Genomic DNA, 23,390 nt, shown 5'->3' with positions numbered 1-23,390 from the left:
CACTTGTATATTAGAAATAGTTCGTCGTGTGGTATCCAAATTCCTTTAAAATTTATGAAAAAGTCTCCCTATTTTCGGGAGACCTAAGTAGTAACTATAAATCGTACAAAATGATCTCGAATAAACGAAGAGGAATGAGTTTTGTACGAAATTCCATCTAAAGCTGGCGTGTGACGAACGAACGGCCTAATCAATCGCAGGAGCGATCCGATCGCCTTTCGAACGCCAAACTCTGTCCAGAGAACGCCCAAGACGTTTTTGCAATCACGCATCTCGGCTGCGGTATACGGCCAAGGAGATCGCGAACGCCGCCAAAGTCCAAGCGACCAAGACGAAGGCTCCTTGCGCCGCCGACAGTGCGCTCGCATCTTCGGGCTGCGGGAACCACATGGCGAACCCTGCTGTGTCCGGGAGGTACCTCGCTTGAGTGGTTTGCTCTCGCAAGAGCGGACCGGCGATGAAGTAATAGCCGAGTAGGGCAATTGCCGCAGGAAGCGTTCGACGCAGCAGAACTCCGCAGGATGCGCTGATGAGGGTCGTCGAACCAAGATACCCGGTCGCCCCTGCAAGCATACGGACAGTGCTGCCTAACTCCATAGAAGCTGAAGCGTTGCCGAGAGCGATTGCGGCGAACAGGACGCCGGACGCGGCAGTGATGATCGCGGCGGGGATGACCACGATCGTCAGGGCAAGATGAGCGGCAACGAGTTGAAGGCTGCGCCGGGGGATCGCAGTAAGAGTGGTGCGAATTTGCCCGCCGGTATACTCGGAGCAGGAAGCGACAATCCCGAGAATGATGAACCCGGCTTGTATGTAGCTAATCGAGGCTAACCCGATATCGAGTACGTATGGCGTGCCGGTTAAGCCTTGCAACCCGGCGCTGACGAAGGCAGCGGCCAGGATGAGATTGACGATCAGCGAACCGCCCAAGGTGAGCCATACGGCTGGCAGCGACCACAGCTTGGACAGTTCTGCGGCGAGTGCTTGGACGAATTCCCGGCTGCGAGACCGGGCGACTTCAGCGCTCATGCGTCCCTCCGGCAAAATACGATAGCGGCAATAATGAGAAGCGCCGCGACCCAGGCTGTCATGACCAGACCGCCGACGAGCGGGGCAATCTCTACGGTCGAGTCTTCAAGGTTGCGAATAAACATACGAATTCCCGCCATATCGGGCAGATAGTATGCGAGCGATGTAAGGCGAGTGAGCAGATAAGTGACGGTGACGACGGAAGTATTCACAATTAGGATAGCGAGCGGAATGACGCCATGCCGGGTAAGGACAGTAATCCCGAATGCCAGAAGCGCAGTAAGCACCCAGTAGCAGACGATGCCTGCCAGTCGTGGAATAGCCTCGCTTCCCATCTCAGGCGCATGCTCCCCAAGGACGATCCGGATCGCAGCCATCGTAGCGACTGCAGCGGCTGAGGCCAGCACTGCGCTGACCAGTGCAACAGCGGTTGCTTTCGCCAGCAGGAAGCGGAGGCGGGACGGCACCGCGATCAGGCTGGTCGTAATCTGGCGTCCGCCTCCGGATTCGGCGCTTTCGGTGAAGTACTCGTTGCTAACCGCAATAACGCCAATGATGATTGCGCCGATGACGCCGAACGCCAATTCTTGATAGCCCATATCGATTCCGACAGCGGTTTCACTGCCTAGGTCAAGCTCCTTTCGGGTCGACACGGAGTTGAGCGCGGCAATGGCCGTCGGGACAATCAGCCCTGTGGCTAGCGCGACCCAGAACGACAGCAGGGAGGTTAGCTTGGACAATTCCGCAGTAAGCGCCCTCATGGTGCAACCCCGCCGTTCTGAGTCGTAAGTGCGAAAAAAGCGTCCTCAAGGGTGTCGTGAGCACCGACCACCTCGGCAAGCGTACCGTCTGCGACGATTCGCCCCTGGTTAATGACAATCACATCGTCAACCGTTTCGGCCAACTCCCCCATCAGATGGCTGGATAGCAGCACCGTACGTCCTGTTGCGGCTCGTTCGCGTACCAATGTTCTGATCCAGCGGATGCCTTCCGGATCGAGACCGTTCACGGGTTCGTCCAAAATCAGGATTTCGGGATCGCCGAGCAGCGCGGCGGCCAGCCCGAGTCGGCGCCCCATGCCGAGAGAGTAGCTGCCGACGCGCTTGGACGCAGCGTCGGTCAGACCGACGATTCCCAGCACTTCGTCGACCCGGGAGCGAGGCAATCCTGCCGAACGGGCGATCCAGTTCAGATGCGCACGTCCGGTTCTGGCCCGGTGAGCGCCGGAGCCGTCGAGCAAAGCGCCAACGGTGGCGAGCGGGTTGCGAAGACGCGCATACGGTACTCCGTTAATAAGCGCTTCGCCTGAAGCGGCACTATCGAGCCCTAGCAAAATGCGGAGAGTCGAGCTTTTGCCTGCGCCGTTTGGCCCGAGGAAGCCGGTCACCCGGCCGGGTCGCGCCTGAAAGCTGACGCCGCTGAGAATCGCGCGGGATCCGCGGCGTTTGACGAGTCGATGGATGGTAAGCATGTACAGCCTCCCCTTCTTAACATGCTTTTCATTGTAACCGGTTCAGGTTAAATGCCGGGGAGGGCTCCGTTTAAATCCAGTTTAATTTTTCGCCTGGCAGATCGTCACGCTAGTGCCGGTCTCATCCGATACAAAATCCGCCTGCAGCTTCATTTCCTTCAACATATGCGTAGTGATCGCCAGTCCAATGCCGGCGCCGCGGTCGTCGGAGGGCTCGTCCAATCCGGGCCCGCGATCCGCGATCGTCAGTCCCTGCAATTCCGCATTCACCGCTATACCGACATATTGGCCGGTTCCTGCGTGCCGAAGGATGTTCTGAAACAGATTGTCAAGCACGCGCGTCATCCACTGCGGATCGACTTCCCATGAGAACGTCGTCTGCATCGGCAGATTGACTTCAATTTGGAAGCCAGCCTGCTCGAATGCCGGATACCAGGAAGCGATTGAGGCTCTCGCTAACCGAACGATATCCGTTGGAACAGGATGATACGGGTATTTGCCCGAGGTGAGCAGCGTGTACGCCAGAAGGTCGTCCATTAGTTCGCCGACGCGTGTAATCGTATGGTCGATCGCTCCCAGCGAGTCGCGTCCTTCCGGGCCGAGCGGTTCTTTGGCCAGCCTTGAGGCGTGCCCGCGAATAACGGTAAGCGGCGTCCGTAAATCGTGCGACAAATTCGCAATCAGTCTTCGTCTGAGCGATTCCTCTTCCAGTTCCCGGCGGCGACTGTCTTCGAGCTGGAGGACCATTCGGTTAAATGATGCTTCCAACTGACCGATTTCGTCCAAGCGTGTGGGGCGAACGGACATGGGGCGGGGAAGCCGGTCGCCGTCCGCAGGGACGGCCATCGCTTTCTGCAGACGGATCAGCCGTCGGCGGAGACGATAGAAGAAAATCCACGAAATACAGATAAATACGGCAAAGATGAGACCGATCAAGACCACCATGCTGCGATATTCATACAATGTGCCCGGCGATCCTTCGGAGGGAGATACGCCGGCAACCATGAAAATCGCCAGAAGCGGCAAGAAAATGAGAACTAGAAAATGAAATAGCAAATACCGGCGAAAAAACGATCCAAAACGTTTCATAGCCTGACCCTGTATCCGATGCCTCGAACCGTTGCAACGATTTCCGGCGCGTCCGGGTTTTGTTCCAGCTTCTTGCGGAGGTGGCGAATATGGACCATTAGCGTTTTGTCGCCCTCCATGTACGGTTCGCCCCAGATTGCTTCGAAAATTTGTTCTTTAGGCAAAATCTGATTGGGACGGCTCAGAAAATACATCAAAATCTGATGCTGCTTGCCCGTCAGGATAATTTCTTCTCCCGTACTTTCATTCCGCACCGTATTCTCGGTCATATTGACGACGATATGCTGTCCCAGCTGCAGACGCTTCGGAAGTCCCGATCCGCTCCTGCGCAGCAGAACTTCCACTCTCGCTGCCAGCTCGTCGATATGAAAGGGCTTGGTCACATAATCGTCGGCGAACTGAAGCCCGGCCAGCTTATCCTCAACAGCCGAACGTGCGGACAGAAGCAGGATCGGTACCGTCGGCGCCGCTCTTTTTAAACGTTGACCGATCGTAAAACCGTCCAGCCCCGGAAGCATAATATCGAGGATGACCACATCTTTCTCAAGCACTTCCCGTTCCGCGCCGTCTCCGGATATTAGCCACTGTACCTCATAACCGCGCTGCTCCAGCTCCTCCTTGACCCACAGTCCGATCTCCTGATTGTCTTCAATATAAAGTATGCTTCTTGTTCCTTCGGCTCGAATCTGCTTCGGCTTTCCGGCAGGAATCCATCTCGCATCACTCATTTGCTTCGTCTCCTCATCGCAAACGGGCACTAACCGCTCAACCCGATCGTACGAATTGATTTCACAACGATTATACATTTTGCTTATCAAGCGATCAAAACGATTTGTAGCGCTTGGCGGGAGAGCGGCGCCCCCGAGCTGTAACGCACACATGAAAAAAGGCTCCCCCCTAAGTAGAGTTGCTTGAGATGATCGATTAAACAAAGGAGGTACATACACCTTGAACCCTTGTTCTTCGATTTCTTCAAGAGCAACTTTCTTGGCTTAGGGGACAGCCTCTTCCACATTGCACTACTAAGCGCGCTCTAAGGCTTCAAAATCATAAAAACAAACAGAACCAGGCCCATGCTGGACGCGACATAAAGCATCGAATTCGCTTTCGCGAGGATTTTGCGCTGTTCCCACGGCAGCTCGGACTTGTTCAAGTTCGCTTCATCGAACACCCATTGGGCAAGACGTTTTTGCGATGGAGCGACGAAGCCGATTACGACGATTTGAATCAAAACATAGAGCACGAGCGACCCGACTAACCAGAGCTGCGTAAAAGTACCGTAGTCGTTGAGCACAATGAGTAAAATTCCCGTTATAACCGCAAGAGAGCCTCCGACCTTGGGGAAAAAATCCAGCCTCCCCGCCAGCTTCAAAGAATGACGCAGCTGTTCAGGCGTTTGGTTGATTCTAACCAGCACATGTCCAAAAAACGTAGGTCCGATCCCCATAATCGCCGACAAAACATGAATCAATACTAACCATTGCATAATCTTCTGTTCTCCTCCCGGAATCTTCCTTAAGAATACATTTACGGTACCATCCCTCCTCTCCGGCAGTCTATTATCCGAACGTATAATATACGGTCGATCGCGGTATTGCTTTTTCCTCAAAGCCGCCGCACCTATGACTAAAATGACAATAAACATGACTGGTCATGACAAAAGCGAAGCCACAATGATGACCGGTCATGATGGAAGTCGGGATGCCGGGCACTGTTAGATACAAACCATTTCATGAGATGATCAATAGATCAAACCGGACCGCGGATGATTCAGTCGGAGGTAGATGGATGCCATGAGCGATGGCGATGTGAAGGTAACGGAATCCGAGGAATGCATAGCTGCCAAGATCGAACAAATGGAACGGCACTACATGGTGGGGCGGGAGAACGAAATTGGGTTTTTCCTGCAGCAGCTGGCAATGAGCGGACAATCCAAACGTGTTTTGAACATTTATGGTACGGGCGGCGTGGGTAAAAGTTACTTGCTAGACGAGTTCCGAGGTTTAGCTGCGAATGCGAAGGCGGTGTTTCTGTTGATGGACAGCCGCGGGTTCTCCCATACGCCTAACGACTTCTGTACGGAACTGCTGCGTATGCTCGGCTACCCGGCAGAGAAGCTGGGGCGGATCGCCGAACCGCAGACGCTGCTGGAGCTTTGTCACGGCGTCCTGAGGGAGAAGGCGGACAATACGAAGCTGGTTCTTGCGCTGGACACCTTCGAAGAGATGAACGATATGGAGAATTGGCTGAGAGAATTTTTCCTTCCGCGCTTGCATTCGGATATTCTCATTGTCGTTGCGGGAAGATTTCCCTTGCAGGGTCTCTGGCTCAGCTCCCCGGCATGGCGTCATTGGATACACCGGATGCCGATTGGCGATCTCGACTTTTTCTCCGTAAAACAATATTTGGACTGCTCGGGCATTTCCGAGGAGCCGATGATCAGACAAATCTGGATGAAGACCAGAGGGCATCCGCTCACCTTGTCCTTGATCGTGTCGACGACGATGGTCCAGAATGTTCAGGACTTGGCCATAGCGGACGGAATCGAAGTATTCGAACATGTCGTAAGGACTTGGCTGACGGAGGTTCCGAACGACGAACTCAGGGAGCTTGTGGAGACTGCGGCGGTGCTTCGCCATTTTAATCAGGAATTGCTTTCCTGCGTATTGGATCAGGCGGTGACGACGGAATTATTTCAGTGGCTTGCCGGGCTTTCCTTTGTCCGCAGAGTAGATCGAGGATGGATCCTGCACGACTTGATGAGGGATGCCATCGGCCACGAGCTGCGGATCCGACAGCCCGAGCATTACAACCGGCTGCAGCAGCGCTGCATTATGTATTACTACAACAAGATGACCCGATCGACTCAGCGTAAGGAGATCGCTTGGGAGGGCGTCGAATGGCACTATTATATCGGAGATCATGTAGTCCGCAATTTCTGCTATCAGAAATTGTCGCCGTATCGTATGGAGCCGCTGAATTCGTCCAACTGGACGGAGGCAGAGCGGTACTTGGAAAACCGTCGGACCAACTCGCAAGAGGTGTGCATTCCGCTGCTGAACCCGGATACGGGCGAACTGTTCGAGTACGCGATCTCCCCGGAAGAAAGCTCGCAGATGGTGAAGCATATTCATCTTCAGGAGCTGCATGAGCTCGAACCCGGCATTGTTAAGCTGATGAGGGATCAGCAGGGGAGCATATGCGGTCTGACGGCAATCATTCCGATCCATGCGGGAACGCTGGACTACTTGTGCGCTCGGCCGTTGTCCTCCGCTTATTTTCAGAGTTTGCCGGAAAACGAGTTGCGGGAGCTTCGGGAGGCGGAAGGGCATATTGCCGGTTATTTTGTCAAAACGATCGATGTCGCCGATTTCGGGGATGTTACGATCCGTACGACCGCGGGGCTGACGTTCATTTCGCTGCTGATTTCCTCCGATTATGTCGTAGCGTCCCCTCCGGATCTCCCCTTCTTAAACGATTTCCACCTCAGCCTGGGATGCGAGCAGACGGGAGACATCGTACATTACGATTATGACGCCAATACGCCTGCGCCGTATTACGTGCTGGACACAAGAGGCGCTAAGCTGCAGCGTTATTTGAACAAAATGGTAGAGTCCTTCGGCTTGTCGGAGCATTCCGAGGGACGGACCAACGATTTGCCGATGTTGTCGGCCCGGGAGAACGAGGTAGCGAGGCTGCTTGTACAAGGCTATATGAACCAAGAGATCGCGGCAAGCCTGTATGTCTCGGAAATTACGGTCAAGAAGCATCTATCGGCGATCTACCGGAAGCTGGGCATCAAGAACCGGACTCAGTTGGTTAACCGTTTGTTGAACAAGGCGCAATAGTTTTGCCAAGAAGACGAGCTTGCTTTTAGGCTTGTCTTTGTTACATTAAAGTGCAATTGTTTATCTGGTTTGGGCGATTTGGTAAACATTTTGGAGGGAATGTGGTACATTCAAGAAGTAGTTTTTTGATTATTATGGTATGTTTCCTTATTAAAAGAGAAAGAAGGGATTCAATGAACAGTAAGAAAATAAAAATCGTATCTATTGTAATATTTTTATTGTTTTTGTCTCATACGAATATATATGCAGCATCACAAAGCATAACTCAGGATAAAAAACAGAATATTATTTTTGTCGAGGGAAAAAGAGTAATTTTTGATGTTAATCCAGTTACAGAAAAAGGTGTTACTCTAGTTCAGTTTAAACCTTTATTTAAATCTTTGGGTCTATCAGTGAACTTCGATCCAAAAACTAAAAAAATCATAGCTCAAAACGACAAATATAATATTGAACTTCAAATAGGAAATAAAATTGCGCTAGTTAATAATAATGAAGTAAAACTGGCGGTTGCACCGAAAACAATAAAAGGAAATACATTTGTACCGTTGAAATTTGTAGCGCAAGTAACAGAGAGCGGCTTCTACGTAGATCCTGATACTAAAAGGATAATGATTGGGACCTTTTGGAACTACAATAAGGATAGGTATTTTGATTATAACTGGGGGGCAACCGCGGCGGAGATAGAGAAGTCAAATGAACGTGAACTCAAAGAAAGGTTTATTGAATCGGACAATTCCGGAACGCTTGTATACAATTATCAATTTTCAAATGCTATACAGGGCAGTCTCAAGTATTCATTTATTTCAGAGGGGCTGCAAACCGTTTCTTACATCACGGAACAAAGTCAAGATTTAGAAGAACAGACACAGGTTTATTACAGTTTTCTGAACTATTTTTCAACTCTCTATCATGAAGAATATAATTCAGGCTCATATACTTTGTATACATTTGGGGATAAGATTACTGTAAATGTTTCTCTATCAAATGTTGGTTCAACTCTTATCCCTGAATATAGAGTTCGGGTCTACTATCATGAAGGAGTCTAATTTTAATTAATCATCAACAAATGAAATATATAACACCTCTCTCTAAAGGTTGATTGGCAACCACTGGGGAGAGGTGTTTCTATTATTTGCTATGGTTTAGGATATCAGCATCTTCACGGTCTTATCCATCTGGCGGTTGATGCGAACGAATCGTAGGACCGAAAGAAATCGGTATGGAGCTTATGTTCGGACGATAGACGACTCAAAAGTATACGAAGGTATAATATCGCAAAAAAAGCTGCGGTGCTAAATTGGGAAGAGGAAGTTGCCGGGTGATTGCGTGGTTGGAGTCAGACAGACCATTTTCATAGAAATTGGAGGAATTGCGATGAGTTTTATGGACAAAGTGAAATCGGGTTTTTCGGAAGCGGGCAGCAAGGCGAAGACGTTGGTGGAAGTCAATAAGCTCAAAATGCAGAGCGGCGGCAAGCAAAAAGAAATCGAGCAGCATTATCGGGATATTGGCCGAATCGTATTTTTGGCTGCGAACAATCGCGACTCGGAAGGGAAGAAATGGGACTATCATTCGAACATAGAGGAAATTTTACGGCTGGAGAATGAAATTCAGGAATTAAAAAAGCAGATCAAATTGCTCGCGAACGAGAAGGATTGCGAATGCGGCAAAGCTGTTCCCATCGACGCGCGCTTCTGTTCTTCTTGCGGCCATACATTTTCGGAAGTCGATTAAAGGGGGAGCAGGGGATAACGCGGGTGTGCGATCGCACTTCCCGGAAGAAGATTGGAGCGGATATTTGTAATGAAAAACTTATTAAACAGGAAATACGTCAAAATCGCCCTTCTCATTCTGATTGGCGGCATTTTGGCGTATGGCGCTATTTGGGCGTTGGGGGGCAATAACAAGCTTAGGTCCGACGGAACGAAGGAAGCGACAGTTAACAATTCGCCCGTTACCCCCGGGAGTTCGGGATTAAACGAGACGGTTAAGGACGCACCCCGCAGAAAGGCGTATCCGATCGGAAATTGGGAGGTTGCGATCCCTTACTTGAATCCTTTCGGCTCCCAGAGCAACTATCAATCCGTCAAACTGCTGCCTAATCAATATCAGGAGCTTCGCTATATCGATACCGACAATAGGGAAACGTCGCGAATGACCAGCGGCACCGCGTGGCAGATGCAGGTGGAGTGGACGGATAAGACGGTTGATCCTTTCGACGATCTGAATCTGTATGTCGCGGAGCTTGGCGGCGAATTTTACCGGGGGCCGGATGAGGACAAATGGGTGATTCACGCCGCCGACTCAGCAGGAGATCAATGGTGGGGCGTTGCCTCGAAGAACGGCGGGGGGTATTTGCTGACGGTGTATCAGGAGTTGAAGCTGCAGCAGGGAAAAACCGTAACCTTCAAAGCCGAGGATTTCAAAAATCAGGAAATCTATTTTATGACTACTAATGAAGGTCACAAATATCAGAGCATCAAAGCTACGCTGACCGATGGCGAGATGCAAGTGGTCGGAAGGGGAGTCTCCGAGCAAGGCCAGTACAGAAGGGATATCCTCTATACCAAGTGGATGTACGCGTACAAAACAAAGGATTATATGCTAAACGACATTCCGCAGGATTCGTCCGTGCCGATTTTGTGGAAAGTGACCTGGCGCAGCGGATCCGAGCCTGGAGAAATCTCCTTTACGCTTGACGAGGGAGAGGACATCAGTCCGTTCCGGGACGGGGAGCGGCTGGGAGCTTTGAGGGTTCGGGGAAATATGCTGGGCTCGATTCAGGTGGCGATGTCCCCGGGGGTTACGATGAGCCATCCGGAGCTTAACTTGCAAGGCGATAAGACGCCGGAAGGAGACATGTTGTTCTGGCTCCCTGCCGGTTATTGGAATGTAAAGGCGACGCAGCGGGGCGGCCAGACGGGGGCTATCGATCTGAATACAAGGATGATCCCGGTCAGTTCGGGGGAGATGACCGAGCTTGAAATCAAGCCCTTGCTCGCTAACTCCTACAACAACGACGGGCTGGGCGATTCCACCGGCGATGAGAGCCTGCTTAAGATGGAGACAATCGCCGAGCAGGGGGAGCAGGCCAAGATCGACTTTATGCTGCTCGATTCCCGCAGTCCCAAGTATACGCCAACGCCGGCGGATATCCAGATTCTCGAAGGCGGACAACCGGGCAAAATTCTGAAGCTCGAGCGGCTGCAAATTCCGCCTAGCGTGGTGCTGGCGCTCGACTCCTCCGGCTCCATGGCGAAGTCGATGGAGCAGGTGCTGGAATCCGCGCGGACTTTTATTCAAGGACTTCCGGAGAACACGCATATTCAGGTGATCGACTTCGATTCGGATGCGCGATTGCTGCCGGGAACCGGCAAGAAGGAAGTGCTGGAAAGTCTGAAACAGGTCAAAGCGAAGGGCAATACCGCCTTATACGATTCTGTCGTGCAAGGGCTCGATCTGTTGAAGGAGAAGCAGCGGCCGACCATGGTCGTATTCTCGGACGGCGTGGACAGCAGCGCCGAGAAAGCGGGAACGGGAAGCAAAGCGACCAAGCAAGAGGTGGTGCAGGCTGTCAAAGCATCCGGCATACCGCTGTTCACGATCGGCTTCGGTCCGGATCACGACTCTGCGACCTTGCTTGAGCTGGCCGGAATGTCGGAAGGCACCTATTATTCCGCCAAGGACGCAGCCGTGCTTACGCATGTGTTCACCTCGATTAACGACAGGCTGGGCAATCAATTCGAGCTGACCTACGAACGGCCGAAGGAGCAGGCTCCGTCCGATGCTCCGGTCATCTCTCTGACGATGGACATCAGCGGTTCCATGGATATGAGCCCGGCCAGCGGGGAGGGCAACTACCGGATCGATAAGATGAAATATCTTTTTCACGATTTTATCGGGCAGCTTCCGGAAAATAGTCTGATGCAGTTGATCAGCTTCTCGGCCGGAGTCAGTGTCGAACAGGTGCTGACCCATCGTAAGTCGGAGGTGCTGCAGTCGCTGGGCAATCTTGGGGTCGGTACGGGAACCAACATCCTCGACTCTGTGTCGGCGACATATCGCTCGTTAAGGAAGGTCCCTTCGGACAAACGAGTGATGGTCTATTTGACCGATGCGGCCCTGGATGTGGATTCGTCCCAGAAGGAAACGTTCGAGAAAATATTGACGGGAATCAAGCAAGAGGGCATTCAGGTGCTATGGGTAGGTATGGGGACGGGAGAGGGAGAAGAAGCGTTCAAATGGGCTGCGGACAAATCGGGCGGCAAATATGTTATCTCCGAAGATCCGCAAGTATTGGCCAAGGCCTTCCAGGAGGCATTGGCCGAAGTGAAGCGGAAGCCTGCCGAGAAGGTGGCATTATCCCTTGCTATTACTAACGATTCGGAGCAAGGCGCCGTTCGCCAATATACGGACAGTCAGTTGGTCAATTTTCCCGTCAGACTGAATGTCAACGATCGGATCACGCTCGATACGATCAGCTACGAGGCCGGCAAGAAAATTACGCAATATGAATTGGCGACGGCATCGCTTGTGTACGGTCAAGATATTCCAAGCAAGGACGTGAAGATTTACAAGCGCATTCCGCTCAGCGCGAAAGGGAAGAACAAGGCCGCGGAATGGAACGTCCGCGAGCTGTATTTTCTGAAGCGGCTTAAAGGCGTTGATGCGCCTACCGGCAAGAGCTTCGCGGCGGTCGATATGGATATCAAAAATATTTACGGGGAAGGCGTTCCGTATCTGATTCCCGATTTTGCTTCGCACTTCTTCATGAATGTGAACGAATCCGGTTCTTATCCGGCTTCGACGGCAACCTGGCTGACGGAGACGCCTATCGCTCCGCCGGGAGAAGGCGGTATTACGATCGGAACCGACGAGACAAAACGGGGAATGCTGGTCTTTCTCGTCCCTGACGAGAAGCTGGAGCAGGTATCCCTGAATTATTACGACACGACGTACGGTCATGTTGTGCTGCCCCTGGTCGGCAATCCTCCGAAGCAGGAGGAGCTCGCAGTGACTAAGCTGCCGACAAGTGTAACCGGCAAACTCTCGGATACATTTAATCTGACGGTGAAGGCGAGCAGCGATACGGAGAAAATCGAAACCGTCGAGTTGAAAAGAAAAACAAGCATATTCAAAGTGATAGAGGCGGAATTGCAATCCAACGTTCAGGCGGATTTGAAGATGGACCCTGCACAAAGGTTCTATCTGAGCGTCAAGAGCGGAAAGGGGCCGTTCCTGATTCCCGTGAATACGGCTACCGCTCTTCTGCCCTACGGATTGCTGCGGCCGGTGACGATGGGGCCGGGCTCCTCCAACAAGATCCGGTTCGCTTTCCAGACGCCGAACGTTCTGAAGGATAAGCCGACGGACCTGTATGTCGACTTGTATGGCGGAGCAACCGTCCTGCCGATCCGTGGCAAGGGGTCAGACGTTGCGGGAGCGGGCAGTGCGGGCAGCGGCACAGACAATGCGGCCGGAGCAGCGGGTGTGGCTTATCAAGGGGATGGCGTGGCGCTTACGGTAAATGCGCTCGCCAGAATCAAAAGCCTTGAGTCCGGCAGCGGCGACTACGTCGTGGCGGATGTCACGATAGCCGATACGAAGGACGGCTCGGGCACGTCCGGGTTCAGAGAATCTCTTAAGCTCGTTGCGAGCGGGGGGCAAGCCGGGCAATCCGCTGACGAGCGGCAGGAGCTGTCGCCCGATCGGGCAACCGACGATCTGCTGCTCGGCATCGACAAGGACTGGGCGGTATTTGACGGCGCCTCCCGGCGCGGCTTCCTTATCTTCGCCTTGCCGTCCAAGCAGGCGGATCTCACCTGGGAGCTGCAATCCGATCAGTTCGGCAGCTTGAAGCTGCCGGTTGCGAAGGACGCTTTCCAGGAGGAGGGGCTGTTGGTCAAACGGGTATCTCCCGAACTTGACCGGAAATTCGATATTCAGCTCTCGGCGGCGCTGACGAATGCGATTCGCCAGCACCAGGCTTTGGCGGCGGCACAGTCGTCGGCCAATGCTGCGCAGGCGGCGGATCTGGATGCCGGGAGCGGCCCGCGGGAGGGCGTTCCGGCCCCGCTGCCGACCGTGCTTGGTTTGATGCAGATGCAGTCGGTGAAGACGTTGGCGGATTTTCAGGCTCTGATCAACGGGCTGAAATGGCTGCCATCGCCGGATTATTACTATATGTACCGGAATTCGCCCGAGGCGGTGCTGACCCAGGGCTGGGGAAACGAAGGAGACTTGGCCAACCTGACGGGAGGTCTGCTGGCTAAGCTCGGTTACGGCCCGTCGCTGAGAATGGTGAAGCTGACCGATCAGGGGAGGCAGGCTTTGCAGGAATTGGGCAGCGTGGATAAGGCGGAGCAACAATTTTTGCCTGCCTGGTCTTATTCCGACGAGGAAGGGAGAACCAAAGTGTTTGTTGTGCCCTTCATGAAGGATTTATCCGAGCTGAGCGGGCTGGTCTTCCTCCCCGCCGGGCAAGAGAGCCGGAGCATGACGCCTGTGCAAGGCACGATCAGCGTCTATTACAAGATCAAGCCGAAGGAAAATAAAGGTGTGAACGCCGTTGCAGGAGATGTGGCGGGCGCATTGGGAGGCGGCGAAAGCGGCGGCGATTCCGGGATACAGGAAGTGCGCGTGCTGAATACTTCGCTCGACCTGGATCTGTTAAGCAAGGAAGCGGTCGATATTCGCGCTGGCGGTGCCAATGGCCTGTATACCGCAGTTCTGGAAAATCAGACGGTACAAATTGTCGGAGATCAACAAGTAGACCCCCGAAAATTCAACGTTACAGGCGTGCGAATCGAAGTGCAGTTGCCGAAGAAGAAGCTTGTTCACGAAACGAAGCTTCAGGAAGGGGAGGAGATCAGCGGCGTGTTCCACACGTTGGCCGTTAACCTTCCGGATCTGTCGTCCGCAGCGACCGGAACGGTTCAGAAGGCGGCCGACCGCGCCTATCAGGCGGCGAAGCGGCCGGATGACCAATCGACGCTTGTATGGTATACGCGCAACATTTTGTACCGGTTTATTGCCAGCCAGACGGCCTATGAGGATGAGCTTGCCCACACCCTGGATGTGACCGCAGGCCGTACGAATCAAGAACGGGTTATCGTCGTGACCGTACGTGCCAAGGGCGGCTCCTCGCAACTGAGAACAAGCATCGATCTGCAGCAGTCCGCCAATATGCTGCATCGGAGTACGAAGGAGTCCGCGAGCGCCTTCCAGATCATGAGCGGTCTGTTCGCTTCAAGGCTTGAGGGCGCCGTGCTGCCGGGCAACTCGGCGGATTTCATGGAGGTGTGGTCGAGAAGCCCGGACGATACCAAACTCATCTTGAGTCTTCCCGCCAATCGGAAGGAAGATCTGAAATCGATGGAGGAGAAGGGCTTTCCGGAGCTTCTCCTGCAACGGGCGAAGGATTCCTCCAAGGCGATGCTGATTCCCGATCAGGCGACGAGGATATACGGAGAGAACCGTTGGGCGTGGCTGGAGATCGATCCGGAGACTTATGAGACGATTGCCGTTATGGATACGGGCGAGCACGGCGGCTTTGCCGACTATCTGATGGCGCTTGAGCCTGTATCGCCTACCGGAGACGATTATTTGGTGTTTATGACGGGCGCGTTTATCGGAGTCAGCTCGTCGGTCTGGAGTGTGAGCGCCTTTTCTCTGATGCTGGACAATTACAAGCAGATTATAAGAGAGGCCAAGAAGTACACCTATGGATTGGGCAGTGTACTCAGCGATTTTATGGACAATAAAGACTTGATCAAATTGGAGTATTACCTCAGCCCGCTTAAGTTAAAAATGGCCGACGCCGAGTTCGATTATTTGGCGAAGCATTTCGAAGAAGTGCAGATCGGCAAAGAAGTGAAGGGGAGTGCGGATATCGTGAACTTCGGGAACGGCTTCAATGCCGGCGCGGCGTATTATTTCAAGCAGGCGGAGGCGGCCCAATAGACGAGAGGATGGCGGAGCCTCCCCTCCGAAGAGGAGCGATCAGCAAGCCACTACCGAAAGGAGCAATGACAATGAGTATGAAGCGTTTAAGAATGACAGGCATTCTGCTGGCCTCTATGCTGATTATCGTACTGGCGGTACATGCGAGCGTATCGGCGGCCCAGGCGAAGAAGATCAGCGTATTGTATAACGGCCAGGCGGTAACGTTTGAGGAAGCCGCCCCGGTTATGAAGGACGGACGCACGCTCGTCCCGTTCCGCAAAATGATGGAGACGCTTGGCTTCAAGGTCAAGTGGGCGAAAGAGAATGGCGCCGAGAAAGCGATCGGTACGAAAAACGGACTGGAAATCATACTGACGATCAACGATAAAACCGCGATCGTTAACGGCCGGAAGGTAGCGTTGGATGTTCCGGCGCAAGTCGTGAAAGGCAGTACGATGGTTCCGCTGCGCTTCGTATCGGAGAATAGCGGATATGACGTCGAGGTTTCGAGCAAAGGCAGCGATAGGATCATTCATATCCATGATAAGGGCAAATCGGCCGGCAACGGCGGGGAAGGTAACAATCCGAAGGGCAACGATCCGAAGGATAACGGACAGAAGGACAACAGTAGTACGGACGGGGCTGAGCCTTACGTCTTGAAAGGCGTCGTTATCGATACGGAAGGCCGTCCGATCAAGGGGGCGACGATCTACGCCGACAGCATGCTGCTGTACAACAGCAATGAAGCAGCCGTTACCGACGCCAAGGGCCGTTACCGGATTGAATTAAGCAAGATGGCGACGACCTGGAGCGCGAGCGGGCAGGCTACGATCGAATTAAACGGCGTATCGTCGCCGATTGACCTGACCCCGGACAATGATGACCCCTTCGCGGGCAATATGGGCGCGATCCGTAACTTTACGGCGCTGACGAAAACCGGAACCGTAGTGTTTCATATGGCCGATCTATGGGACCCGACGGACGTTACGCTCCCGCCGCCGGAGCGAGAGGATGTCGAGCTGACGCTGGAGCCGGTCGGACAGACCGCCGGCGGAGCGGGCAAGAAGATCGTCGGGCATGGCAAAGTGACCAACAACGGCTTCGGAATTGAAGGAGTGCCGATCGGACGTTACAAGATTACGGCCCGTCTCGTACCGGATGGGAAACCGGCGCAAACTCTGCTGGTAGGGTTGCTTCAGCAGGACGATTTCAAACCGGCGTTGACGGCCGATTTTGAGAATATTGTCGGGGCCTATTATCGCCTTGAGATCGAATTAAAGCTGCCATAATACGGGATATGCGATTAGTAAAGGGGAATGTTCGTTGAAGACGAGTAAAGCTAAGCAAGTATTAAAGTGGTCTCTGCCGCTGGGGCTGGCGCTATTATTGGCGGCTTGCGGAAGCGGATCGAACGATAAGAGAGACGGCGCGACGCCGTCCGGTTCGTCCAGTCCGATTGCTTCGGCTAGTTCCGGCCCGAGCGGCAGTCCTAGCCAAAGCGCCGATCCGGGCGCAAATGCCGGTTTCGAAATGTTCACAGACGATGCCAGCGGCGTGGAAATTCAATATCCACAGGACTGGGCGTTAAGCCATGATGTCCCGGGCGCCATCATCACTTTTATGACTGCACTCGAGGACGGCGACAAGTTTCGGGATAACGTCAGCATTTCCATGCAGGATCTCGGCGGGGAAGAGATGGATCTCGCTCAATATGTCGAGGTGACGGAAGAACAGCTGCAAGGGATAATTACGGATTTTACCCTCCTTTCGGAGGAGCAATTTGCGACGGATGACGGGCTGGATATACAAGTCATTAAGTATACGGGCAAGCAAGGGGACTTCAGTCTGACTTGGCAGCAGCTCTTGTCGATCAAGAACGGCAAAGCGTATGTTCTGACTTACCTGGCGGAAGATGATGCTTTCGACAAGTATGTCGAGACGGTCGGTCAAATGGTGGAAACGTTAGTTATCTATTAGTTTAAAAGATAATCGATAGAGAATGTTGTCGTGCATGTATCTAGCCATGCCGTTCGCTTCGCTCAAGGCACAAAACGGAATGAAATCCGTTCGCCTTGGGCGTTTTTTTGTATGCTGGAGTTACAGAGATATTCAGTACACTACAAAATCACGTGGAAGGGAGTGGGTCGCCTTTATACTGGGGGACCGCATGTATATATGTGTAGATTGCCTTTCCAAGCACAAATAAGTTCGTCACGAGCACGCAGACTTATCTTTGTTAGACAATTCGTTTATAGCTGGGCAATCAGTCCCTGCTTGCTATCTTTGTATGTTGACACCCGATTTCGCGCTCGCTGTTAACGGCCATCTATCACATTTTGGAGAACAACGACAGTTTCAAGGCTATGATTGCCTCGCAAAACTTCCAGATAAATCCATAGGTGTTATTCGTATAATCATCGAAGACGCTTTAGTGACATGGAATCCCTGATCTTGTTTGGTTTATACGATTTTTCCTACAAACGTTCGTCGTTTGAGTCTATGCCGAGTTGCTTTGTGCGGTTTTTCCTACAAACGTCCGCCGTTTAAGCCTGGTTCGAGCTGCTTTGTACGAATTTCCGACTAACTTCCCTGCGTAACCTCATGTGTGCAAATAGATCCGCCAGTTTAATGATACGTTACTAGTTTTTCCGAGTGCGGACAGAAGACGCATAGACGTCTGAGGTTGTGGAAAAATTAATACGGACTGTAACAAGCCATCAGACCATCAAACCTCCTATACACGGCACCGGGGCAGTTTGAGTTTGGGGCAGACCTGAATAAAGTTTCCATATCCTTGGCGGACTCCAATCCAATTGTCATTGCCGTTAAAGATGAGCATCTGACAGCATTGGTTAGCTTTAATGAGCTTTAAGCGCTTTAATCGCGCCTGTGCAACTAATTCCGGCTGTGTCGTTTCTAAGCTCAATGCGCTATAATAAAGTAAGTGGACTTCATCCAACTAGACATACATTCGCAGGAGGAAAGAAAACATAATGGTTACAATACAAGAAGCAGTCTCTCAAGCCCGCCCAACCTCGTACGAGATTGATCCGATTAACGTCAATCGCTGGTCGCCGCGTTCCTTCCAGGAGAAGGAAGTTCCGGAAGAAACTTTGTTCGCCGTTTTGGAAGCTGCCGGTTTTGCTCCCTCTGCGTTTAATTTCCAGCCTTGGAGATTTATCGTCGCTCGCACGCCCGAGGAGCGCGCTAATTTTCTGTCGTTCCTGGCCGAGTTCAATCAGGCTTGGTGCGCGAAAGTACCGGTGCTCATTCTGATCGTTTCCCAGACATCTTCGGAAAACGGCCCATTCCCGTCCGCTGCGTTCGATGCTGGTGCAGCTTGGGGCGCGTTGGCGCATGAAGCTGTTCGCAAAGGTCTCGTCACTCATGCGATGACCGGCTTTGATTTCGAGAAAGCTCGCCAAGTCATGAACGTTCCGGAGAATTTCGCGATTCAGGCGGCTGTTGCTCTTGGCTATCAAGGGGACAAGGACGCACTTCCTGAGATGATGGCTTCGCGCGAGGCTCCGTCTCCGCGTCGTCCGCTAGAGGAAACGGTGTTTAAAGGCGCGTTCGGACAACCGATCAAATAATAGCTTAAATAGCTGCAAAATAAATAGAGGCGCAAGGGGAGAGTATCCCCTGCGCCTCTATTTATTATTCGTCCAGCCCAAGCAGCTTCATAATTTCTCTGCGGTATGCGACGAATTCCTCACTGCTCCGATCTCTCGGTCTCGGCGCCTCGTAATGCGTCGTATGAATGATCTGTCCCGGCCTAGGGCTCATTACGTACACCTTATCGGCCAAGTAGAGCGCTTCGTCGATATCGTGGGTGATGAGCAGCATCGTCTTGCCGGTACCTTGCCAGATCCGGATCAGTTCGTTTTGCATCGTCAGACGCGTCATCGCGTCGAGCGCTCCGTACGGCTCGTCCAGCAGCAAAATGTCCGGATCCATGACAAGAGCGCGCGCAATAGCGACCCTTTGACGCATTCCTCCCGAGAGCTGGGAGGGGAAGTAGTGATTAAAGCCTTTGAGGTTGACCTTCTCCAGAACGGCGTTGATTCGCTCCATGGCTTCCGGTTTAGGCACTTTGGCGAGCTCAAGGCCGAATGCGACGTTCTTCTCCACGGTCAGCCAAGGATACAGTCCATGCTCCTGGAAGATCATCATCCGCTCGGGAGAAGGCCCGGTAATCTTCGCGCCGTTGGCGAGAACATCGCCTTCCGTGGCGGTTTCGAGGCCTGCGAGCATACGAAGAGCGGTGCTTTTGCCGCAGCCGCTCGGGCCGACGATCGCTGCAAACTCCCCCTGAGGGATTTTCAGATCGATCCGGTCGAGCACCTGCAGCGAATCAAAGCGCTTGCTGACGTTGCGCAGCTCCAATGTATGCACCTATTTTCCCTCCCCGCCGGCGATGTATCTCCAACGAAGCAGTCTCCGCTTGACTTGCTCCATTAAAATCTGATCCAGCAGCGTCGCGATGACGCCGATAACGATAATGTACAAAATAACGCCGCTCATATCCGCGATCTCGCCCGCGAACCGGATCGAGAAGCCGAGGCCGACCATGGCGCTGCCGAACATTTCCCCGGCAATGAGCGATCTCCAGGCGTTGCCGAACGCAAGCTGGCCGCCGGTCATAAAGGCGGGGAGCGTCTCCGGTAAATAAACTCTCCGCACGATCTGGCTCTTCTTGGCGCCAAGCACTCTCGCCACTTCCAGATGAGTGCGGACGACGCCCTCGGTTCCGTCCATGACTGCGATCGCCATCGGGAAAAAGCTGGCGATAATGACGATGGCGATAATCGGAACGTCGCCGAAGCCGTAAATAATCATTAGAAACGGCAGCCAAGTAATCGGAGGAATGGATTGAAGAATGGCGATAAGCCTGCGCAAATAAGAGGCAAAACCCCGGTACAGGCCGGCCAGCAGGCCGAAGACTCCACCGAGGAAGCAGGCGATCGGATATCCGATTAACAATCTGTACATGCTGGCCCCGACCGCTTTCCAGAACTTCGGCTCCGCAACGCCTTCGTACAGGCGCACAAACACGGACGGAACGGACGGAAAAATAAGGGGATTCACCCAATTACCGACCTGCAGCAGCAACAGAAGCGTTGCTACCGCGGCGGCAAAGGGCCATAGCTTTTGAATTTTGCGAATCATAGGAATGAACCCTTCAATCGTCGGTTATTGTTGCTCCTGCCAGCTGAGGTCAAGAGCGGTTTTGACATCCGGCTTCGCCTTCAAAATTTCCTGATCGACCATCATTTGTCCGACTTCGTCCATGCGGGCGATGTCTTCGTCGGTAATTTTCCAGTTGAATACCTGGGATTCGATAGAGGCTTGAATCACGGATTCGGCAGGAACGGTCGTGCCGTCGGCCTTTTTCAGCGTGTCCTCCGTAATAAAGTCGCTCGTAATAAACGATGCGGCTTTGGCGGCGTCGTTGCTCAGCATGTCGATCGCTTCCTTCTGCGCGTCAAGCATGCGATTCACCGCTTCTTTGTTGTTCTTGACGATATCGCCGGATGCGATTACGACCATGCACGGGAACGGCCACGACTGACCCACCTCGTAGATTTCCTTAACCGGATACGATTGCTTGGCGATGGAAGCGTAAGGCTCGAAGACGAAAGCTCCGTCGACTTTTCCTGCGGCCAGCGATTGAATGGCGACTGCCGGAGAAACGTGCTGCATAACGACGTCGCCGCGTTCCATACCGGCTTGCTTCCAGACGACGCCGTTCAACACGATGTCGGCGGTGCTGCCTTGCTGCTGGGAGGCTACGCTCTTGCCCTTCAGCTGCTCAATTGCGGTCACATCGCTGTTTTCTCCGACCAGCATGCTGTGATATCCCATTTGCGCTCCGCCAACAATTTTCAAGTCCGCGCCTTTGTCGAGCCAGGACAGCGCGTTCGTGAAACCGAGCACTCCGGCGTCCAGTTGGCCGCCTACGATCGCCTTGATCAGGTCGGTTCCGCTGGAAAACATGTGCATCTCGACGTCCAAGCCGTGCGATTTATAGATCCCCGCGCGGTCGGCCAAAATCGTCTGAGCATCGTCCATAACGTTCAAGTATCCGAGGCGAAGCTTGTGAGTAACCTGCTCCGACGCGCCTCCCGCGCTTGCGCTGGAGCTTGCCGCAGGCTCGCTCGTTTTGTCATTTTGTCCGCAAGCGCCCGCAACGAGCAGCGTGGACAACGCGAGGATGCCCAACCCTTTTTTCCACAAATTTAATTTCAATTTTATCTCTCCCCCGTGACAATTCATTTGATTCGGACTATAATCATTCCATACCCAAGTTGTTCAGTTGGAATAATAACTATTTTAGATTTTAGGTTTAAATGACGAGCGCGTCAATAGTTTTAATGGGAAAAGTGGAATTTAAGGGGACGTTGGTATGCTGCTGCAAACGCTGAATAGATCAGGATTAGTCTTATATTCCGGGCTTTACTTCGTGCTGTGGGCTGCTTATATGGCGCTGAAAAGTCCTTGGCCCGCGGCGATCGGAGCGGTCTCCGCGCTGCTATTCCTATTAGTAGCGTTCTTCGGGACAGGGATGAGGGAGAAGCGCAAGTCCGTTCGTTATTATCGAATATTTGCGGTCGCCTATTTGGCTGTCGCCGCGCTTGCCTTGTGGGGTCTTGCCCCCTTGTTTATGCTTGTGTTCTGCAGCGCGATCGGATTGCTCGGGTTAGCCGTTTGGCATTGGCAGGAGAAGGGCGCCGGCGGAAGGTTCATCCCGGTCGCGCTAACTGTAGCCGCGCTCTTGGCCGCTCCAGTTCCGGGGCAATATACAATTGATCCTGCGTCGCCGAGCGAGTACGCGGTACCGGGCAAGGCAGGCGTGCTGAAGGCTCCGAATACGATGAAGCGTCCCACACAGGCGGGAGAATGGGCGTTGAGCGCGGCGAGCGTCGCCGATGCTGCGCCGGCCAAGCGGCTTGCTCTGATAGAAGGGGAGGCAGGACAGGATTTCGGAGACCTGTTCCAACTGCCGTACGATATTCCGGAAACGTATTATCAATGGGAGGGTGCGGATTCCGACCCTCATGCGCTTATTAGAACTTTGGCCAAATGGAACGCGGAATCCGAGCTCGACGTGACGCAAGGACAGAAAGTGATGGGGGTAGGCACCGTTCTCCCGGATGGGCGAATCGGGATGGTCGACCGAATTGAGGCTTATACACGGTCCGCTATCGAGGAGGGGCCGGACGTTTTCTTCGTCCCTGTGGAGGCGTACCAGCAGGTTAAGGATATCTCCAAGAAGCAGTTGATCGTTCCGGTTTCGAATTTTGCCGAAGTGCTGTATTTCCTGGAGCAGCCGATCGAATTTTGGCCGCTACGCAATTTCGGATTGTTTTGCCATTAAATGGGATTTTTCGATAAGCCAGCCGGAACGATAATCGTTGATAAATGGGGCCCCAAAAACTCGCTCCTGAAACCTGAAAGGGTGAACCCGTTGCAAGATGGTTTCAGGAGCGTATGAGGCAGTCTTCGGGCTTTGATTGACCTGCGGTTTTTCCAATTGGTTGGAAAATGCTGAACTTTTACAGCTAATCTACTTGTACGCAAAAGCTACGCAGGGAAGTTAGTCGGTAAATCGTACAAAGCAGCTCGAATCAGGCTTAAACGGCGGACGTTTGTTCGTATTAAACCGTACAAAGCAGCTCGAATCAGGCTCAAACGGCGGACGTTTGTTCGAAAAACCGTACAAAGCAGCTCGAATCCGCCTTAAGCGACGGACGTTTGTTCGAAAAACCGTACAAAGCAGCTCGAATCAGGCTTAAGCGACGGACGTTTGTTCGAAAAACCGTTACTACTTAGGTACCCTGGGGGAAAGCGAAGTTGTCTTGGAAAATTGCAATGAGCGACGGAAGGACAGGAAGACCTTGTTTGCGCAATGTTGAAATAAATCCATGAGCGCGCGCAAATTGATGCGCCCCCTCCCAAGTACGGAATGAGCCGGATACTTTTTGCTTCACCTTGGTCATCCGCAAATC

Annotated in this window: 17 protein-coding genes and 1 pseudogene; 8 read left to right on the top strand and 10 right to left on the bottom strand. The window is 52.9% G+C overall.

The window, feature by feature from the left end; all coding sequences use genetic code 11:
* Window positions 1–264 precede the first annotated feature (264 nt).
* From DFP98_RS38260 to DFP98_RS38235, 6 genes are all read right to left on the bottom strand, one after another.
* Entirely contained in the window at window positions 265–1,029 is a 765-nt protein-coding gene (locus DFP98_RS38260) for an ABC transporter permease (RefSeq protein ID WP_116065908.1), read from the bottom strand.
* A complete protein-coding gene (locus DFP98_RS38255; RefSeq protein ID WP_116065907.1) occupies window positions 1,026–1,790 on the bottom strand; it encodes an ABC transporter permease in 765 nt (254 codons plus the stop codon). The genes DFP98_RS38260 and DFP98_RS38255 overlap by 4 nt, the downstream gene beginning before the upstream one ends.
* Window positions 1,787–2,500: an ABC transporter ATP-binding protein gene (locus DFP98_RS38250; RefSeq protein ID WP_116065906.1), complete on the bottom strand. Its 714-nt coding sequence runs from the start codon at window positions 2,498–2,500 to the stop codon at window positions 1,787–1,789. Before DFP98_RS38250 ends, DFP98_RS38255 begins: the two co-directional genes overlap by 4 nt.
* 81 nt (window positions 2,501–2,581) lie before the next feature.
* On the bottom strand, window positions 2,582–3,589 hold the full coding sequence (locus DFP98_RS38245; protein ID WP_116065905.1) for a HAMP domain-containing sensor histidine kinase: 1,008 nt from the start codon (window positions 3,587–3,589) through the stop codon (window positions 2,582–2,584).
* Window positions 3,586–4,317 (bottom strand): response regulator transcription factor, encoded by a 732-nt coding sequence (locus DFP98_RS38240; protein WP_116065904.1) that lies wholly within the window; start codon window positions 4,315–4,317, stop codon window positions 3,586–3,588. Before DFP98_RS38240 ends, DFP98_RS38245 begins: the two co-directional genes overlap by 4 nt.
* Before the next feature lie 305 nt (window positions 4,318–4,622).
* The gene (locus tag DFP98_RS38235; RefSeq protein ID WP_116065903.1) at window positions 4,623–5,075 is read right to left on the bottom strand and encodes a DUF2269 family protein; all 453 of its coding nucleotides are present in this window, start codon (window positions 5,073–5,075) and stop codon (window positions 4,623–4,625) included.
* 307 nt (window positions 5,076–5,382) lie between these two features.
* Here DFP98_RS38235 and DFP98_RS38230 point away from each other — a divergent pair, with 307 nt between their 5' ends.
* From DFP98_RS38230 to DFP98_RS38200, 7 genes are all read left to right on the top strand, one after another.
* Window positions 5,383–7,437, top strand: coding sequence for a LuxR C-terminal-related transcriptional regulator (locus DFP98_RS38230; protein ID WP_181918198.1), 2,055 nt, complete (start codon window positions 5,383–5,385; stop codon window positions 7,435–7,437).
* Window positions 7,438–7,610: 173 nt separating this feature from the next.
* The gene (locus tag DFP98_RS38225; RefSeq protein ID WP_181918197.1) at window positions 7,611–8,483 is read left to right on the top strand and encodes a copper amine oxidase N-terminal domain-containing protein; all 873 of its coding nucleotides are present in this window, start codon (window positions 7,611–7,613) and stop codon (window positions 8,481–8,483) included.
* 328 nt (window positions 8,484–8,811) lie between these two features.
* Window positions 8,812–9,171, top strand: coding sequence for a zinc ribbon domain-containing protein (locus DFP98_RS38220; RefSeq protein ID WP_116065900.1), 360 nt, complete (start codon window positions 8,812–8,814; stop codon window positions 9,169–9,171).
* 69 nt (window positions 9,172–9,240) lie between these two features.
* Window positions 9,241–15,399 (top strand): vWA domain-containing protein, encoded by a 6,159-nt coding sequence (locus tag DFP98_RS38215; RefSeq protein WP_116065899.1) that lies wholly within the window; start codon window positions 9,241–9,243, stop codon window positions 15,397–15,399.
* A gap of 71 nt (window positions 15,400–15,470) precedes the next feature.
* Entirely contained in the window at window positions 15,471–16,670 is a 1,200-nt protein-coding gene (locus tag DFP98_RS38210) for a stalk domain-containing protein (protein WP_181918196.1), read from the top strand.
* Window positions 16,671–16,704: 34 nt separating this feature from the next.
* Window positions 16,705–17,358, top strand: coding sequence for a PsbP-related protein (locus DFP98_RS38205; protein WP_116065897.1), 654 nt, complete (start codon window positions 16,705–16,707; stop codon window positions 17,356–17,358).
* A 1,016-nt stretch (window positions 17,359–18,374) separates the two neighbouring features.
* Complete coding sequence (locus DFP98_RS38200) at window positions 18,375–18,974, top strand: nitroreductase family protein (protein WP_116065896.1); 600 nt, start codon at window positions 18,375–18,377, stop codon at window positions 18,972–18,974.
* Window positions 18,975–19,038: 64 nt separating this feature from the next.
* Here DFP98_RS38200 and DFP98_RS38195 read toward each other — a convergent pair whose 3' ends face one another.
* The 3 genes from DFP98_RS38195 to DFP98_RS38185 are packed head-to-tail and all read right to left on the bottom strand — an operon-like array spanning window position 19,039 to window position 21,630.
* Complete coding sequence (locus tag DFP98_RS38195; protein ID WP_116065895.1) at window positions 19,039–19,776, bottom strand: ABC transporter ATP-binding protein; 738 nt, start codon at window positions 19,774–19,776, stop codon at window positions 19,039–19,041.
* The gene (locus tag DFP98_RS38190) at window positions 19,777–20,550 is read right to left on the bottom strand and encodes an ABC transporter permease (RefSeq protein WP_116065894.1); all 774 of its coding nucleotides are present in this window, start codon (window positions 20,548–20,550) and stop codon (window positions 19,777–19,779) included.
* Window positions 20,551–20,574: 24 nt separating this feature from the next.
* Window positions 20,575–21,630, bottom strand: a complete 1,056-nt coding sequence (locus DFP98_RS38185; RefSeq protein ID WP_220377230.1) for an ABC transporter substrate-binding protein — start codon at window positions 21,628–21,630, stop codon at window positions 20,575–20,577.
* A gap of 157 nt (window positions 21,631–21,787) precedes the next feature.
* Here DFP98_RS38185 and DFP98_RS38180 point away from each other — a divergent pair, with 157 nt between their 5' ends.
* Window positions 21,788–22,759, top strand: a complete 972-nt coding sequence (locus DFP98_RS38180) for a hypothetical protein (RefSeq protein ID WP_116065892.1) — start codon at window positions 21,788–21,790, stop codon at window positions 22,757–22,759.
* Window positions 22,760–23,210: 451 nt separating this feature from the next.
* Here DFP98_RS38180 and DFP98_RS39590 read toward each other — a convergent pair.
* Window positions 23,211–23,390: pseudogene (locus DFP98_RS39590) on the bottom strand (hypothetical protein); the annotation flags it as partial.

The sequence above is a fragment of the Cohnella phaseoli genome (genome assembly GCF_003386235.1).
GTDB lineage: Bacteria > Bacillota > Bacilli > Paenibacillales > Paenibacillaceae > Cohnella > Cohnella phaseoli.
The sequence above is the reverse complement of the archived record's forward strand: the minus strand, read 5'-3'. Positions and strand labels throughout refer to the sequence as shown.

Bases quoted from the DNA above. Each gene is read 5' to 3' on its own strand.
- DFP98_RS38215 (WP_116065899.1), top strand. From the start codon at position 9,241: ATGAAAAACTTATTAAACAGGAAATACGTCAAAATCGCCCTTCTCATT.
- DFP98_RS38250 (WP_116065906.1), bottom strand. From the start codon at position 2,500: ATGCTTACCATCCATCGACTCGTCAAACGCCGCGGATCCCGCGCGATT.
- DFP98_RS38200 (WP_116065896.1), top strand. From the start codon at position 18,375: ATGGTTACAATACAAGAAGCAGTCTCTCAAGCCCGCCCAACCTCGTAC.
- DFP98_RS38235 (WP_116065903.1), bottom strand. From the start codon at position 5,075: ATGCAATGGTTAGTATTGATTCATGTTTTGTCGGCGATTATGGGGATC.
- DFP98_RS38260 (WP_116065908.1), bottom strand. From the start codon at position 1,029: ATGAGCGCTGAAGTCGCCCGGTCTCGCAGCCGGGAATTCGTCCAAGCA.
- DFP98_RS38245 (WP_116065905.1), bottom strand. From the start codon at position 3,589: ATGAAACGTTTTGGATCGTTTTTTCGCCGGTATTTGCTATTTCATTTT.
- DFP98_RS38180 (WP_116065892.1), top strand. From the start codon at position 21,788: ATGCTGCTGCAAACGCTGAATAGATCAGGATTAGTCTTATATTCCGGG.
- DFP98_RS38255 (WP_116065907.1), bottom strand. From the start codon at position 1,790: ATGAGGGCGCTTACTGCGGAATTGTCCAAGCTAACCTCCCTGCTGTCG.
- DFP98_RS38210 (WP_181918196.1), top strand. From the start codon at position 15,471: ATGAGTATGAAGCGTTTAAGAATGACAGGCATTCTGCTGGCCTCTATG.
- DFP98_RS38240 (WP_116065904.1), bottom strand. From the start codon at position 4,317: ATGAGTGATGCGAGATGGATTCCTGCCGGAAAGCCGAAGCAGATTCGA.
- DFP98_RS38225 (WP_181918197.1), top strand. From the start codon at position 7,611: ATGAACAGTAAGAAAATAAAAATCGTATCTATTGTAATATTTTTATTG.
- DFP98_RS38190 (WP_116065894.1), bottom strand. From the start codon at position 20,550: ATGATTCGCAAAATTCAAAAGCTATGGCCCTTTGCCGCCGCGGTAGCA.
- DFP98_RS38230 (WP_181918198.1), top strand. From the start codon at position 5,383: ATGAGCGATGGCGATGTGAAGGTAACGGAATCCGAGGAATGCATAGCT.
- DFP98_RS38220 (WP_116065900.1), top strand. From the start codon at position 8,812: ATGAGTTTTATGGACAAAGTGAAATCGGGTTTTTCGGAAGCGGGCAGC.